The 14366-nt window shown below is 66.4% G+C and carries 17 protein-coding genes; 5 read left to right on the top strand and 12 right to left on the bottom strand.

Annotated features, from left to right (window positions below; all coding sequences use genetic code 11):
- Positions 1–6 precede the first annotated feature (6 nt).
- The 5 genes from QOL82_RS20960 to gpmA form a co-directional block, all read right to left on the bottom strand.
- On the bottom strand, positions 7–864 hold the full coding sequence (locus QOL82_RS20960; protein WP_283444256.1) for an STAS domain-containing protein: 858 nt from the start codon (positions 862–864) through the stop codon (positions 7–9).
- A gap of 368 nt (positions 865–1232) precedes the next feature.
- Complete coding sequence (locus QOL82_RS20955) at positions 1233–1994, bottom strand: HesA/MoeB/ThiF family protein (RefSeq protein WP_283444255.1); 762 nt, start codon at positions 1992–1994, stop codon at positions 1233–1235.
- A gap of 153 nt (positions 1995–2147) precedes the next feature.
- Positions 2148–3614 carry a S41 family peptidase gene (locus tag QOL82_RS20950; protein ID WP_283444254.1) on the bottom strand — a complete coding sequence of 489 codons (1467 nt, stop codon included), beginning with the start codon at positions 3612–3614 and terminating at the stop codon, positions 2148–2150.
- A gap of 3 nt (positions 3615–3617) precedes the next feature.
- Positions 3618–5024, bottom strand: coding sequence for a murein hydrolase activator EnvC family protein (locus QOL82_RS20945; protein ID WP_283444253.1), 1407 nt, complete (start codon positions 5022–5024; stop codon positions 3618–3620).
- A gap of 31 nt (positions 5025–5055) precedes the next feature.
- Entirely contained in the window at positions 5056–5802 is a 747-nt protein-coding gene (gene gpmA / locus QOL82_RS20940) for a 2,3-diphosphoglycerate-dependent phosphoglycerate mutase (protein WP_283444252.1), read from the bottom strand.
- Between the two features lie 129 nt (positions 5803–5931).
- Here gpmA and QOL82_RS20935 point away from each other — a divergent pair, with 129 nt between their 5' ends.
- The 5 genes from QOL82_RS20935 (at position 5932) to QOL82_RS20915 (ending at position 8665) form a co-directional block, all read left to right on the top strand.
- Positions 5932–6333: a rhodanese-like domain-containing protein gene (locus QOL82_RS20935; RefSeq protein ID WP_283444251.1), complete on the top strand. Its 402-nt coding sequence runs from the start codon at positions 5932–5934 to the stop codon at positions 6331–6333.
- 16 nt (positions 6334–6349) lie between these two features.
- Complete coding sequence (grxC, locus tag QOL82_RS20930; RefSeq protein WP_283444250.1) at positions 6350–6613, top strand: glutaredoxin 3; 264 nt, start codon at positions 6350–6352, stop codon at positions 6611–6613.
- A 73-nt stretch (positions 6614–6686) separates the two neighbouring features.
- Complete coding sequence (secB, locus tag QOL82_RS20925) at positions 6687–7187, top strand: protein-export chaperone SecB (protein WP_283444249.1); 501 nt, start codon at positions 6687–6689, stop codon at positions 7185–7187.
- 8 nt (positions 7188–7195) lie between these two features.
- Complete coding sequence (locus QOL82_RS20920) at positions 7196–7645, top strand: SH3 domain-containing protein (protein WP_283444248.1); 450 nt, start codon at positions 7196–7198, stop codon at positions 7643–7645.
- A 21-nt stretch (positions 7646–7666) separates the two neighbouring features.
- A complete protein-coding gene (locus QOL82_RS20915; RefSeq protein WP_283444247.1) occupies positions 7667–8665 on the top strand; it encodes an NAD(P)H-dependent glycerol-3-phosphate dehydrogenase in 999 nt (332 codons plus the stop codon).
- A gap of 12 nt (positions 8666–8677) precedes the next feature.
- Here QOL82_RS20915 and QOL82_RS20910 read toward each other — a convergent pair whose 3' ends face one another.
- From QOL82_RS20910 to QOL82_RS20880, 7 genes are all read right to left on the bottom strand, one after another.
- Positions 8678–9910 carry a sensor histidine kinase gene (locus QOL82_RS20910; RefSeq protein ID WP_283444246.1) on the bottom strand — a complete coding sequence of 411 codons (1233 nt, stop codon included), beginning with the start codon at positions 9908–9910 and terminating at the stop codon, positions 8678–8680.
- On the bottom strand, positions 9907–11466 hold the full coding sequence (locus tag QOL82_RS20905; protein ID WP_283444245.1) for an ATPase domain-containing protein: 1560 nt from the start codon (positions 11464–11466) through the stop codon (positions 9907–9909). Before QOL82_RS20905 ends, QOL82_RS20910 begins: the two co-directional genes overlap by 4 nt.
- Before the next feature lie 154 nt (positions 11467–11620).
- Positions 11621–12130 (bottom strand): TlpA disulfide reductase family protein, encoded by a 510-nt coding sequence (locus QOL82_RS20900; protein ID WP_283444244.1) that lies wholly within the window; start codon positions 12128–12130, stop codon positions 11621–11623.
- A gap of 120 nt (positions 12131–12250) precedes the next feature.
- Entirely contained in the window at positions 12251–12676 is a 426-nt protein-coding gene (locus QOL82_RS20895; RefSeq protein ID WP_283444243.1) for a DsrE family protein, read from the bottom strand.
- 24 nt (positions 12677–12700) lie between these two features.
- Positions 12701–13369, bottom strand: coding sequence for a BON domain-containing protein (locus QOL82_RS20890; protein WP_283444242.1), 669 nt, complete (start codon positions 13367–13369; stop codon positions 12701–12703).
- Positions 13362–13958, bottom strand: a complete 597-nt coding sequence (locus QOL82_RS20885) for a phosphoheptose isomerase (protein WP_283444241.1) — start codon at positions 13956–13958, stop codon at positions 13362–13364. The genes QOL82_RS20890 and QOL82_RS20885 overlap by 8 nt, the downstream gene beginning before the upstream one ends.
- 44 nt (positions 13959–14002) lie before the next feature.
- Positions 14003–14365 carry a YraN family protein gene (locus QOL82_RS20880; RefSeq protein WP_283444240.1) on the bottom strand — a complete coding sequence of 121 codons (363 nt, stop codon included), beginning with the start codon at positions 14363–14365 and terminating at the stop codon, positions 14003–14005.
- Between the last annotated feature and the right edge of the window lies 1 nt (position 14366).

The raw sequence follows: 14366 nt of genomic DNA, 5'->3' as shown, positions 1-14366 counted from the left end.
CCGGCCTCACTCGTCTTTCTGGCTGATGGTGGCGCCGGTGCGCTTGAGCGCGACCTGGAACGCGTCGGCCAGCGTGGCCTTGGTGATCACGTCTTCCAGGTTCACCCCCAGGTGCACGATGGTTTGCGCGATTTGCGGCCGGATGCCGCTGATGATGCAGTCCGCGCCCATCAGCCGCGCAGCCGCGACGGTTTTCAGCAGGTGCTGGGCGACCAGCGTGTCGACGGTGGGCACGCCGGTGATGTCGATGATGGCGATCAGCGCGCCGGTGTCGACGATCTTTTGCAACAGGCTTTCCATCACGACCTGGGTCCGGGCGCTGTCGAGCGTGCCGATCAGCGGCAGCGCCAGCACATCCTTCCAGAGCTGCACGACCGGGGTCGACAGTTCGAGCAGTTCCTGCTGCTGGCGCATGATGACCTGCTCGCGCAGCTTCTGGTAAGTCTCGACGGTAAACAGGCCCAGCATGTCGAACAGCGCATTGGTCGCGGTGATCTCGCTGACCAGCGCGGCCGGATCGTCGCTCAATTCGGCCTGGAGGTAGCCGTTCAGCGGCTCTTTCAGCGAAAACACGAAGTTCGCGGTTTCAATCGAGCTGTGGCCCTTGCGCACCCGGGTCGCGGAGATGTCGCTGAGCAGCTGGCGCGCTTCCTGCCATGCGTTGCTGTCGATATTGTCGGTGCCGGCGGTAGTGACTGCCTGCCCGACCAGGCTCAGGAAGCGGCTGGCCTGCTGCCGCAGTTCGGTTTCGGCATTTGCCTCGCGGCGGCCGGTTCGGGCAACCAGGGTCGATACCCAGCCTTCAAGCAATTCGGTCTGATGGTTGAGAATAATGTTGCCCAGGCGGCTGGTTTCATTGCGCATTACATCTCCGTTAGAGTGGTCGAGCCGGCGTGGCCAGGCATAAAAGGAAAGCAGGGGTCTTCAGCGATGATGCAGTTCTGCATCCTGGAATTTCGTTGAAGAAATAAACGGCCATTATAGAAGATTTCATATCATTTCAAGCGCGGATTGCCTCGATGCAAATCCGTGAAGACGAAAAATCGTGAAGGCGCGGAACGGATTACTGCAGGCCGGTGCGCCTGCGCTGGCAGGCAGGCTATCACGGCGCACCGCCCGCGGAAGCGTACTGGCCGGTTCCGGCGACGGAAAACATGCGGGGACAGGCAGCTTTCGCAAGGCCATAGGCCGAATGTTCCTGGCGGCATCGCGCGGCCCGGCGGCCGATGCCGCTAGGCATGCCGGTGGACGCCGCCACAGACGCCGCATTCCGGGTTGCGGGCAATCCGTATGCTGGTCCATTCCATCGCCATCGCGTCGAGCAGCAGCAGCCGGCCCGCCAGGGTTTCCCCCACGCCGCACAGAAGCTTGAGCGCCTCGGCTGCCTGCATGGTGCCGATAATGCCCACCAGCGGCGCGAAGACGCCCATGGTGGCGCACTGGACTTCCTCGAATTCCTGGCCTGGCGGAAACAGGCAGGCATAGCACGGCGCATCGGCCCGGGTGCTGTCGAACACCGCCACCTGGCCATCGAAGCGGATCGCCGCGCCGGACACCAGCGTCACGCCGGCCGCGACGCAGGCGGCGTTGACCGCATGCCGGGTGGCGAAATTGTCGCTGCAGTCGAGCACCACGTCGGCCGAGGCCACGACATCCTGCAGCCGCGCGCCCTCCAGCCGCTCGACCAGCGCGGTGACTTCGACGTCGGGATTGATGCCGGCCAGCGCGCGCCGGCCCGACTCCACCTTGGGCTGGCCGATGCGCTCGGTGGTGTGCAGGATCTGGCGCTGCAGGTTGGTCAGGTCCACCGTGTCATGGTCGGCCAGCGTGATGTGGCCGACGCCGGCGGACGCCAGGTAGAACGCCGCCGGCGACCCCAGCCCGCCGGCGCCGATCACCAGCGCATGGGCGGCAAGCAGCCGCTCCTGGCCCTCGATGCCGATGGCGTCGAGCAGGATATGGCGGGAATAGCGCAGCAGTTGTTGGTCGTTCATGGACAGGGCGGAATAAATACAGGAAAGGGGCGGGTCAAGAGCGCGTCGGGGACGGCAAGGCGGGCCGGGCGTTGCACGGCCCTGGGAACCCGAACTGCCCGTCGTTAAAAAACAAGGCCGCATCGCTGCGGCCCTGGCATCGCCATCCGGCGCCTATTTCTTGGTGTCGCCGTTCTTCTTCGGGTCTTCCGGGTCGTTGATGCTCGGTTCCTTCTTGCTTTCCACGACCTTGGCCTTGGCGACCTGGACCGGCAGCCCTTTCAGGTAGTTGATCGCCTGCGCCAGCTGGAAGTCGTCCTTGCCGCCGAACTCGAGCGGCTTGCGCTTCTTGTCGAGGGCAGCCAGGCGCTGCTCTTCCTCCAGCTCGTCGACCTTGTTGCGGACTTCGGCTTCCTTGTCCTTGTCATTGGTCAGGTGCTTGGTCAGGTCGGCCTCGCGCAGACGCAGGCCGTTCAGGCCGTCGCCTTCCGCGGTTTCGTCGACCATCAGGTCGGGCACGATGCCCTTGGCCTGGATCGAGCGGCCGTTCGGCGTGTAATACCGCGCCGTGGTCAGCTTGACCGCGGTGTCGGCCGACAGCTGGCGTATGGTCTGGACCGAGCCCTTGCCGAAGGTCTGGGTGCCCATGATGGTGGCGCGCTTGTAGTCCTGCAGCGCGCCGGCCACGATTTCCGACGCCGATGCCGACCCGGAATTGACCAGCACCACCATCTTCACGTTCTTGACCGCGTCGGGCAGCTTCGACAGCGGGTCGCCCAGCGAACGGGTGCCATAGAACTCGCGCCGCGCATAGAACGTGGCCTTGGAGTCGGGCAGCTGGCCATTGGTCGACACCACCGCGACATCCTTGGGCAGGAAGGCGGCCGAGACGCCGATCGCGCCCGGCAGCACGCCGCCCGGATCGTTGCGCAGGTCCAGCACCAGGCCCTTGATGTTCGGGTCCTGCGCGTAGATCGCGCTCAGTTTCCGCGCCAGGTCCTCGACGGTCGGCTCCTGGAACTGGGCCACCCGCAGCCAGGCATAGCCGGGCTCGATGACCTTGGACTTGACGCTCTGCACCCGGATTTCCTGGCGCACGATGGTGATCAGGAGCGGCTTGTCCTCTTCCTTGCGGGCGACCGTCAGCGTGATCTTGGTCTGCGGCTCGCCGCGCATGCGCTTGACCGCCTCGTCCAGCGTCATGCCCTTGACCGGGGTGCTGTCGAGGCGGGTGATGAGGTCGCCGGCCTTCAGGCCGGCCTTGTACGCGGGTGAATCCTCGATCGGGGAGATGACCTTGACATAGCCGTCTTCCATGCCGACCTCGATGCCGAGGCCGACGAACTTGCCCTGGGTGCCCTCGCGCAGCTCCTTGAACGCCTTCTTGTCCAGGTAGGCCGAATGCGGGTCCAGCGACGCGACCATGCCGGAAATGGCTTCGGTCAGCAGCTTCTTGTCTTCGACATTCTCGACATAATCGGACTTGATCAGGCCGAATACGTCGGCCAGCTGGCGCAATTCATCGACCGGCAGCGGCGCTCCGGCGTTTTTCTGGGCCATCGCGTCGAACTGCATCGAGCCGACGACGCCGGCGATCATACCAAGGCTGATAAGACCGAAATTCTTGAATTTGCTGCTCATGTGTCACCTGGAAGTTACCCAACCGAGAGGGTCGAACGCGCGGCCCTGATGCCGCATCTCAAAGTATAAACCCGATTGTTCATTGCCGCCGCTATTGCCTGCGCTCGCAATGACATCGCCGGACTTCACCGCGTCGCCCGGGCGTTTCAGCAGCGACTGGTTATTGCCGTAAATGCTCATGTACTGGCCGCCGTGGTCGACGATGATCAGGTTGCCGAAGCCGCGCAGCCATTCGGCGAACACCACCCGGCCGCCGGCCACCGCCTTGATCTCGGCGCCTTCGGGCGCGCGGATGAACAGGCCTTTCCAGCTCGGGCCGTCGCCGCGGTTGGCGCCGAAACGCGCCGCCAGCTCGCCGTGGACCGGCATCTGCAACTGCCCGCGCAGCGCCGGGAACGAGCTCGGGAAAATCGCGGGCTTGGGCGGCGGCGCGGGTTCGGCCTTCGCAGTCGCCGTGTTCGGATTCTCGTCGGCGTCGATCGCGTCGGCCGGGTCGACCCGGGGCGCCGGCCTGCCTTTCGCCGCATTCTGGGCCTGCTGCTCCTGCTGCTTCTTGCGCGCCAGCTGCTGCTGCCGCAATTTCTCGGCGCGGGCGCGCTCGGCGGCCGCCGCCAGTTCGCGGCGCCGGTTTTCCGCGGCGATCTCCGCCCGGCGCTGTTCCTCGATCATTTTCGCCAGCTGGTCGACCAGGCCGCCCAGCCGCTGCTCGTCGCGCTCGACGGCGCCGGCTTCCTTGCGCTGCGCGCCGAGCCGGCTCGACAGCTGCGCCACCAGCGTGGCCCGCTTCGACTTTTCCCGCTCCAGCAGCGCCTTCTGGTCGCGCTGCTCGAGCGCGATCTCGTCGAGCTCGTCCTTGGCGTCCTGGGTGTCGGCCCGGTTTCGTTCCACCGCGGCCATGTCCGCCCGCAGCATCTCGATCAGCTTGGCCTGCGCCTGCGACACGTAGCCGAAATACTGCAGGTCGCGGTTGATGCGGTTCGGGTTGTCGCCCGACAGCAGCAGTTTCAGCCGGTCTTCGTTGCCGGCCACGTACTGCTGGCGCAGCAGCCGGGAAAGCCGCTCCTTCTGCGCATCGACCTCGCGCGTCAGCTGCGCGAGCTCCTTCTGCAGCCGGCCGACGCGGGCGGCGGTTTCCTTCTGTTCGCGGGCGAGGTCGTACAGCGCCCGGTTCGCGTCCGAAATCGCGGCCTCGGACTCGGCCAGCGCGTCGGCCGCGTCGTCCTTCGCGCTTTCGGTCTGGTTGATCGCGCGCTTCAGCGCGGTCAGCTTCTGCTGGAGCGCCGCGCGCTCGGCCTCGGCCGCCTGCTTCTGGCGGGTGCGCTCGGTCACCTTGGCAGCCGGGGCCGCGCCCGCGGCCAGCAGCAGCGCCAGCGCCAGCACGGCGCCGCGCCGCCATCGTTCACGGATCACGGATTTTTCTCTGGATGCATGCGTGGACTGCTTACTTCGCGCGGCCCTGGCTGGCCACGGCCTGCATCGCCGCGGCGATCGCATCGGCGTCGCCGAGGTAATAGCTGCGCAGCGGCTTGAGGTCGGCGTCGAGCTCGTACACCAGCGGCTGGCCGTTGGGCACGTTCAGGCCGACGATGTCGGCGTCGCTGATCCCGTCCAGCATCTTGATCAGCGCGCGCAGGCTGTTGCCGTGGGCCGAGATGATGATGCGCTTGCCGGCGCGGATGGCCGGCGCGATTTCCTCGTCCCACGACGGCATCACGCGCGCGACCGTGTCCTTCAGGCACTCGGTCAGCGGGATCTGCTCGCGGGCGAGGCCGGCGTAGCGCGGGTCGCCGTAGGAGGCGCGCGGGTCTTCCGGCGTCAGCGGATTGGGCGGCGTGTCATAGCTGCGGCGCCATACCAGCACCTGCTGGTCGCCGTACTTGGCGGCGGTCTCGGCCTTGTCCAGGCCCTGCAGCGCGCCGTAGTGGCGCTCGTTCAGGCGCCAGTCGTTCTTCACCGGCAGCCACATCAGGTCCATCTCGTCGAGCGTGATCCACAGCGTGCGGATCGCGCGCTTGAGCACCGAGGTGTACGCGAGGTCGAAGGAAAGGCCGGCTTCCTTCAGCAGCTTGCCGGCGTGGCGGGCCTCGGCCATGCCCTTGTCGGTCAGGTCGACGTCGGTCCAGCCGGTGAAGCGGTTTTCCAGATTCCAGGTGGATTCGCCGTGGCGCATCAAAACGATTTTGTACATGGGGCTTGTATGGTGAATAAAAGAAATGGGAAGGGAAACGCGGGATTTGCGGGTTTTGAATTGTAATCCGACTTCTATTTTATAATGTCGCGCTCTTTTATCTGTTTTCTTACCTACCAACGGAAGCTTGTGAAATTCTTCATCGATAATATCTGGCTGGTTGCACTGGCCCTGCTGTCCGGCGGCGCGCTGCTGGCGCCCAACCTTCAGCGCGGCGGGTCCCGCGTGTCGCTGCTGCAGGCCACCCAAATGCTGAACCAGGGCAAGAGCGTGGTGCTCGACATCCGCAGTCCGGAAGACTTCGCGGCAGGCCATATCCGCGACGCCCGCCACATCCCGCTCAAGGAACTCAAGTCGCGCATCAGCGAACTGGACAAGTTCAAATCCAAATCCGTAATCGTTGTATGCTCGTCGGGTGCGCAGTCGGCCCGCGCGGCCAGCCAGCTCAAGAGCGCCGGCTTCGGCGAAGTCTACAGTCTGGATGGCGGCCTGGCCGCATGGCGGGCACAGGGCCTGCCAACTGCCAAATAAACAAGGAACGAAAACAATGACCGCGCATGTTCTCATGTACAGCACGGGCGTCTGCCCGTATTGCGTAATGGCCGAGCGCCTGCTCAAGGCCAAGGGCGTCGACGACATCGAAAAGGTGCGCATCGACCTCGACCCCGAGCAACGCAGCCAGATGATGGAGAAGACCGGCCGCCGCACGGTGCCGCAGATCTATATCGGCGACACCCATGTCGGCGGCTTCGACGACCTGTCCGCGCTCGACCGCGCCGGCAAGCTCGAACCGCTGCTGCGCGGCGCCTGAGCATTTTTACTGCGGCGACGCAGACCGACTGGACGGCATGCGCCGTCCATATTTCATCCAACGAAAGAAGTTTATGTCCGACGAAAACCTGCAACCCGTATTCCAGATCCAGCGCGTATACCTGAAGGACGTGTCGCTCGAGCAGCCCAATTCCCCGACCATTTTCCTTGAGCAGGAAGCGCCGCAGATGGAAGTCGCGGTCGATGTCGGCGCCGAGCCGCTGGCCGAAGGCATCTTCGAATCCACCGTCACCATCACCGTGACCGCCAAGATCAAGGACAAGGTCGCTTTCCTGGTCGAATGCAAGCAGGCTGGCATCTTCGAAGCCCGCAACATCCCGGCCGAACAGCTCGACCCGCTGCTGGGCATCGGCTGCCCGAACATCGTGTATCCGTACCTGCGCGCCAATATCGCCGACCTGATCACCCGCGCCGGCTTCCCGCCCGTGCACCTGTCGGAAATCAATTTCGAGGTGTTCTACCAGCAGCGGCTGCAGGCGCTGGCGGCGCAGCAGGGCGAGCAGGCCGGCGGTTCCGGCATCGTCATGCCGGACGGCTCCCAGGCTACCCACTGAGCATGGCGATGAAAAGTCCGGTCCTGCTGGTTGCCGCTGCGGCTGCCGCCATCACGCTGGCGCCGGCGGCCCGCGCCGCCGATTTCAAGTCGGTCGGCGCGGCGCCGGCCATCCTGTACGACGCGCCGTCCGAACGCGGCCGCAAGGTCTTCGTCGCGCCGCGCGGCATGCCGGTCGAGGTGATCCTCAGCTATGGCGAATGGGCCAAGGTGCGGGACGTTTCCGGCGACCTGTCATGGGTGGAAGCCAAGGCGCTCGATGCGCGCCGGCATGTCATCGTCAATGTCGCCGGCGCGAAGGTGCGCAGCGCGGCGGACGAGGGCAGCCAGGTGATATTCACCGCCGACCGCGGCGTGCTGCTGGAACTGGCCGAGCCGATTTCATCCGGCTGGCTCAAGGTCAGGCATCGCGACGGTCAGGGCGGCTATATCCGCGCAGCCGATGTCTGGGGCGACTGAGTCGCCGCAGCCATGAGCGGCATGAACATCACGGTCCTGGGCGCCGGCGCCTGGGGCACCGCGCTCGCGCTGACGCTGGCCGCGCGGCATGACGTGCTGCTGTGGGGCCGCAATGCCGACGTCATGGCGCAGATGGCGGCGCGGCGCGAAAACACGCCTTACCTCCCGGGTTTCCCGCTGCCGGCCCAACTGGCGACAGGCAGCGACCTGCGGCAGGCCATCGATCATGTGGCCGGCCCGGAATCGCTGCTGATCGTCGCCACCTCGGTCGCCGGGCTGCGGCCGCTGGCGCTGCAATTGCGGCCATTTATCATTCCCAACCTGGTGTGGCTGTGCAAGGGCTTCGAGGAAGGCTCGCGCCTGCTGCCGCACCAGGTGCTGCGCGACGTGCTGGGAGACGGCGTGCCCGGCGCGGCGCTGTCCGGGCCGTCGTTCGCGCAGGAAGTCGCGCGCGGCCTGCCCTGCGCGCTGACGGTCGCCTCGGCCGACGCGGCGCTGTGCGAGCGGGTCGTGGCGGCGCTGCACGGCGGCAGCATGCGGGTCTACTCGACCGACGACCTGGTCGGCGTGGAAGTGGGCGGCGCGGTCAAGAACATCATGGCGATCGCCACCGGCATCGTCGACGGCCTGGGCCTCGGGCTCAATGCCCGCGCCGCGCTGATCACGCGCGGCCTGGTCGAGATCTCCAGGCTGGGCATTGCGCTGGGCGGACGCCCGGAAACCTTCATGGGCCTGACCGGCATGGGCGACCTGATACTCACCTGCACCGGCGAGCTGTCGCGCAACCGGCGGGTCGGGCTGGGCCTGGCCGCAGGCAAGCCGCTCGATGTCATCGTGGCCGAGCTGGGCCATGTCGCCGAAGGCGTGCGCTGCGCGCAGGCGGTGCGGGAGCTGGCCGAGCAGTGCGGCGTGAAGATGCCGATCGCCGCGGCAGTGGCCGGGGTGCTGTTCGACGGCGATACGCCGCAGCACATGGTGGCCGAGCTGCTGGCGCGGGACCCGCAGCCGGAACACGGCTGACCGCGAAGCCGGTTACGGCTCCGGCTGCAGCGCCGGCAGGCTCACCGTAAACGCCGCGCCCTTCCCCGCCCCGGCGCTTTCCACCGCGATGGTCCCGCCATGCAGTTCGACGATGTGGCGGGCGATGAACAATCCCAGGCCCAGCCCTTCCGCATTCTGCGCCTGCTGCTTGTTGAAGGCGCCGAACACCTCGGGCAGGAACTGCTCGGCAATGCCCTGGCCGGTGTCGCTGACCGTCACCCGGTGCATGCCGGCGCCGGCGCTGACCTCGACGCCGACCTCGCCGCCGGCCTCGGTGAACTTGACCGCATTCGACAGCAGGTTCCAGAACAGCTGCTGCAGGCGCTGCGGGTCGCCGCGGACCAGGACGTCGGCCTGCTCCAGCGAGGCCACCATCAGCGCGACGCCCTTCGCCGCGGCCCTGGGCTCCACCGTGGACAATGCGTCGCGCAGGATGCGCAGCAGCGACACGTCTTCCGGCTGCATCGCCAGCTGGCCGTTGCGGGTCTGGGCGGCGTCGATCAGGTCTTCCACCATGCGCGCTTCCTGGCTCACGTGCCGCATCATCGCGCCCAGTTCGCGGCGCAGGCGCACCGGGTCGTCGAGCTTGCTCAGCAACAGCGTGTCCAGCCGCAGCGAGATGGCCGACAGCGGCGTGCGCATTTCATGGGACACGGTCGCCAGGAATACCTCGCGCATCCGGTTGAGTTCGTTGAGCCGGGCGATCGCTTCCTTCTGCCGCGTGTTCGAGTCGATCAGCGTGCGCAGCAGCCCGGTATGGCTGGCCATCCGCGACGGCGACACCGGCGACTCCAGCCGCGCCTGCGTCCACAGCCGCGCGCCGGACAGGTCCAGCTGGCGGGCGATGCGCTCGCATGCCATGCCCGAGGTGAAGCGGCTGAACGTCCAGCCGTACACGACGGCCCCGTAGACCTCGTCGAACAGGGTCAGCGGCACCGCCATCACGCAGAGTTCATCGCAGAAGGCGGCGCTGGCCTGGCCCTCCTGCGCGGCGCGGCTTGCCAGCGCCTGTTCGAAACGCGTGCCGTCGCCATCGTCATGCCAGAGCGTGGATGCGGCCAGGAGCTCGGACAGCCGGGACTGCAGGAACGGTCCGGCCCGGCGCCGGCCCTGGGCGTCGTACGCCGACACCACCAGCCCGCTGGCGGCGGAAAACTGCGCCAGCGCGGTTTCCCACGCGGACCAGTCCTCGTCCACGATGCCCGTGCCGTCCGCAGCGTTCAATTTGGCAGTTCTGCCTGCGCCGCGCTGGATGGCGGCATGCCGGCGCCCTTGGAGACGGCTTCCTCGATCACCGGGCTGCGACGTGTCGGCGAGCGGGCCAGCAAGCCGTAGTACGACGAGAACGGAAGCTGCGGCACCGCGTTGGCGTCGTCCAGCTCGGCGTCCTCGAGCAGCGTGATGCCGCCCTCGCCGATGACGTATTCACGCGTGAGCTGCAGGTTCCTGCTGCCGCGCACCTTCGGGATCGCGATCGCGCGGCGCAGCCGGGTCGAGATTTCCACGTAGTTGAGCAGGATGATGTTGTCGACCAGGTGCGACCCCTTCAGCTCCTCGCTGATCTGCGACAGGCCCAGCAGTTCCGGGCTTTCGTAGTTCAGGAACACCGTCGCCAGCCTGTCCTTGAAATAGCTGGCCAGCGCATACAGGAAGTCGGCCACTTCATCGGCATTGGCCATTTCATACACCGCGACCGAGTCGAGCACGACGCAGTCGATGCCATGCTGCTCCACCAGTTCGGCGATCCGGTCGAAATGCACGTCCAGCTCCAGCTCCAGCGGCGACTCGTACAGGATGAACAACTGGCCGTCGGCCTGCGGCTTTTCGAGGTCGAAGCCGAGCGAGGCGGCATTGCGCATCAGCTGGCGCGGATGCTCGTCCAGCGTGACCAGCAGCGTGCGGCGTCCCGACGCGATGGCGGCGGACAGGAACTGCACGCCGAGCACGGTCTTGCCGGTGCCGGAGATGCCGTTGACCATGGTGATCGAGCCTTCATACACGCCGCCGTCCATGATGCGGTCGATTTCCAGGCAGCCGGTCGAGACGCGGCCGCTGGAAGTGGGCTGGCTGTGGGTGGCCAGCGGCCGCGACTGCGCGCGCCGGTAGACATGCACGCCGACGCCCGGCTCGATGCGCATCGAATGGCTGCCGCCGATGAAGTCCTGGCCGCGCGACTTGACGACCGCCAGCGTGCGGTGCACGCGCCGCTTGTGTTCGGCGCGGCTCAGCGAAATGATGGTGTCGAACACGAAGCGCTCGTGGCGAAAGACGTCGTTGCCGTCCTCTTCCCGCTCGGCGGTGACCAGCGTGGTCACGCCCAGCCGGGTCAGGCCCTCGATCAGCAGGTGCATGTCCTCGCGGAACGGCAGGTCGTGCGCCTCGGCATACAGCCGCAGCGGCGTCAGCCCGTCGATCAGCAGCCGGCATGCGCCGATGGCCGCGAGTTCGCCGGCAAACACGCCGTCGCTTGTGCGGAACTCGGCAAGCAGCGCGGCCGGGCTGGTCTGGATGATCCTGACCTTGCCGGCGTCGATCAGCTGCTGCATGTCCCATTCGAATCCGCGCGCGTCGCGCAGCAGCTTTTCCGGCTCCAGCTCGAACGAGACGATGACGCCCGGCTCGCCGTACAGCGCGGCGCCGGCGTGGATGAAGCCCAGCCCCAGCGTCGTCTTGCCGGATCCAGGCGGGCCTTCGACCAGGACATTGTTATTGCGGGGCATGCCGCCGAGCAGGACTTCGTCCAGCCCGGGTATGCCCATCTTCACCAGAGAATTGCCCATTGTTTCCTTGTTAACCGGCTGCCGCCAGGCAGTAGAACCGCGAAAGGCCACTCAGGGCCTGTGTTTGGAAAAGCACCGGGTCCAGCAGGACCCGGGATAACCGTCGAATGGCGCATCGGCTGCAGCCGCAAGATCGGTGCGGCATCGCCGGGGCTCAGGCCGCCAGCGCCTTTTCGAGCAGCTTGTGCAACTGTGAAAATTCCGGCTCGCCGACATAGCGCTTGATGATCTTGCCTTCCTTGTCGATCACGTAGGTGGTCGGCGTGAGCTTGACGTCGCCGAAGGACCTGGCCAGCTCGCCCTGCGTGTCCAGCGCCACCTTGAACGGCAGCTTGCGGGTCTGCGCATAGTTCAGAACGTAGTTCGGCGGGTCGTAGCTCATCGCCACCGCGACGAACTCCAGGCCCTGGTCCTTGTACTTGTTATAGGTCTCCGTCATCTGCGGCATCTCCTTGACGCAGGTGACGCAGGACGTGGCCCAGAAATTGACCATGACCACCCTGCCCTTCAGGCTTTCCGACGTAAACTTCTGGCCGTCCAGGCTGGTGAAGGTCACGCTGGGCGCCGCCTGCTGCGCGGTCAGCGTGAAATAGGCGACGGCGGCGACCGCGAGGGCAGCGGCGCCGGCCAGCAGTTTGATCCAGGTGCGGTTTGCGGTTGGCATGATGAAGGGCATTCAGTGCAGTAATGGGGCAATTATAATGAAAATGCGTGCGTTTGCCGCACGCTCAATTACCGCGCCGTCACCGCGCCGGTTTCCACATCCGGTTACCGCGTCCAGTCGTTACGGACGGATATAGACATAGCCTTCGCGTGCCTGCAGCCTGGCGATCTCGGCCACGCCCGCCGGCACCAGCGTGATTTCGGGCACCAGTTCCGACGGCGCGACGTTGTGCGCGGTCAGCGTGTTGTTGCAGACCCGGAATTCCACGCCCTGCCGCGCCAGCGCGGTTACCGCCGCGTCGAACGGGCGGCCGCTGCGCTCGGTGGCGCCCTTGACCAGGAAACGGATGCCTTCGCCCAGCGCCACCACCACGATCTTCGTGTCGGGCTCGGCGCGCAGGTGATTGCGGATGCTGGCCAGGCCGCGCGACGCCTGGTCGACGCCGTCCGCCATGTGGTAGACCACCTTCACCTCGGCGGCGCGGGCGGCTCCGGCCAGTGTCAGCGCCAGCGCCAGCACCGAAAAAAGCAGCAGCAGGCGTTTCATGATGTCGGGCTCCCCGCAGTCGTATTATTGCCGCGCAGGCGTGTTCGCCATCTGGCGCACGTCGTCTTCGGTAATGTACTCGAACACCTTGACGACCTTCTGCACGCCGGCCACGCCGCGCGCGATTTCCGCCGCCCGGGTGCCTTCGCGCTGGGTCACGCGGCCCATCAGGTAGACCACCGCCCGCTCGGTCACCACCTTGAAGCTGTTGGCGGAAATGTCTTGCGCATCGATCAGCGATGCCTTGACCTTGCCGGTCAGCAAGGTGTCATTGGAGCGCGACGAGAAACTGGTCGGCGGCGCCACCGTCAGGTCGTTGACGATGGACTGCACGCCGGCGATGTCGGCGATCTCGCGCTCGACCGCGGTCTTCGTGCTCTCGTCCGGCACTTCGCCGGTCAGCAGCACCTTGCGGTTGAAGCTGCTGATATTGACGTGGCCGGCGCTGCCGACCATGTTGGAGACCCGGTTCTCGCCTTTCACGGCGATCGCCTTGTCCTCGGTCTGCGCGCCGAAGGTGCGGCGGTCGGTGGCGGCGATGGTGCCCATCACCGCGGTGCCGACCGCCATCTCGATGCATCCCTGCAAACTGACCGCAGTCATGCCGCACAGCGCGAGCAGCGCAAGCGGGCGGCGCAGGCGGCGCCAGCCGGTCGCGGTGGTTGGTTTCAGTGCGGCACGGCTTTCAGTCATTTGCATCTCCTCCGAATAAGGCGACGTCGATGCCGTCGCACAGAATATGTATGGTCAGCGCATGCACCTCCTGGATGCGCGCGGTGCGGTCGTGCGGCACGCAGATATGGACGTCGGCGTCCGACATCAGTTCGCCCATCACGCCGCCGCCCTTGCCGGTCAGCGCGATGATGCGCATGTCGCGCTCGACCGCGGCCTCGATGGCCGCGACCACGTTGGCCGAATTGCCCGAGGTCGACAGCGCCAGCAGCACGTCGCCGGACTGGCCGAACGCCTGCACCTGCTTGGCGTAGACGTCGCGAAAACCGTAGTCGTTGCCGACCGCGGTCAGGATGGACGTGTCGGTCGTCAGCGCCAGCGCCGGCAGCGGCAGCCGTTCGCGCTCGAAGCGGCCGACCAGTTCGGCCGCGAAATGCTGGCAGTCGGCGGCCGAACCGCCATTGCCGCAGGCGAGGATCTTGTTGCCGTTGGAAAGCGCGGTGAACATGATTTCCACGGCTTGCGAAATCGGCTCGGCCAGCTGTTCGGCGGCCTGCAGCTTCAGTTGGGCACTTTCCTGGAAGTGCTGGAGGATACGTTGATTGATCATGATGCGGGATTATAAGGTGTAAGCGGTTGGAGCCCGGTTCTGGCTCATCCGACGATGGCGTTCCTGAGCCAGCTCAGCACGCCGCCGTCGATGGCGACCACGTCGAAACGGCATGCCGGCGGCATCCGGTAACGCTGCAGCCAGGTGTTCGCTGCGGCTTGCAGCCGCGCCTGCTTGGCGCGGCCGATGGTGGCTGCCGCGCCGCCGAAAGCGCCGCTGGCGCGCCGGCGCACTTCGACGAAGACCACGGTGGCGCCGTCACGCATGACCAGGTCGAGCTCGCCGCCGCGGCAGCTGAAATTGCGTTCGACCAGGACCAGCCCCTGTTCCTGCAGGTGCGCCAGCGCCGCATCCTCGCCGGCGTCGCCTGCAAGCTGGCGCGCGGTGCGCGTGGCGCCGTCCTTCATT

The organism is Noviherbaspirillum suwonense, assembly GCF_900182955.1.
GTDB lineage: Bacteria > Pseudomonadota > Gammaproteobacteria > Burkholderiales > Burkholderiaceae_D > Noviherbaspirillum_A > Noviherbaspirillum_A suwonense.
The sequence above is the reverse complement of the archived record's forward strand: the minus strand, read 5'-3'. Positions and strand labels throughout refer to the sequence as shown.

Coding starts and splice junctions, on each gene's coding strand:
- QOL82_RS20960 (WP_283444256.1), bottom strand. CDS start 864: ATGCGCAATGAAACCAGCCGCCTGGGCAACATTATTCTCAACCATCAG.
- QOL82_RS20955 (WP_283444255.1), bottom strand. CDS start 1,994: ATGAACGACCAACAACTGCTGCGCTATTCCCGCCATATCCTGCTCGAC.
- QOL82_RS20950 (WP_283444254.1), bottom strand. CDS start 3,614: ATGAGCAGCAAATTCAAGAATTTCGGTCTTATCAGCCTTGGTATGATC.
- gpmA (WP_283444252.1), bottom strand. CDS start 5,802: ATGTACAAAATCGTTTTGATGCGCCACGGCGAATCCACCTGGAATCTG.
- grxC (WP_283444250.1), top strand. CDS start 6,350: ATGACCGCGCATGTTCTCATGTACAGCACGGGCGTCTGCCCGTATTGC.
- secB (WP_283444249.1), top strand. CDS start 6,687: ATGTCCGACGAAAACCTGCAACCCGTATTCCAGATCCAGCGCGTATAC.
- QOL82_RS20920 (WP_283444248.1), top strand. CDS start 7,196: ATGAAAAGTCCGGTCCTGCTGGTTGCCGCTGCGGCTGCCGCCATCACG.
- QOL82_RS20915 (WP_283444247.1), top strand. CDS start 7,667: ATGAACATCACGGTCCTGGGCGCCGGCGCCTGGGGCACCGCGCTCGCG.
- QOL82_RS20905 (WP_283444245.1), bottom strand. CDS start 11,466: ATGGGCAATTCTCTGGTGAAGATGGGCATACCCGGGCTGGACGAAGTC.
- QOL82_RS20900 (WP_283444244.1), bottom strand. CDS start 12,130: ATGCCAACCGCAAACCGCACCTGGATCAAACTGCTGGCCGGCGCCGCT.
- QOL82_RS20895 (WP_283444243.1), bottom strand. CDS start 12,676: ATGAAACGCCTGCTGCTGCTTTTTTCGGTGCTGGCGCTGGCGCTGACA.
- QOL82_RS20890 (WP_283444242.1), bottom strand. CDS start 13,369: ATGACTGAAAGCCGTGCCGCACTGAAACCAACCACCGCGACCGGCTGG.
- QOL82_RS20885 (WP_283444241.1), bottom strand. CDS start 13,958: ATGATCAATCAACGTATCCTCCAGCACTTCCAGGAAAGTGCCCAACTG.
- QOL82_RS20880 (WP_283444240.1), bottom strand. CDS start 14,365: ATGAAGGACGGCGCCACGCGCACCGCGCGCCAGCTTGCAGGCGACGCC.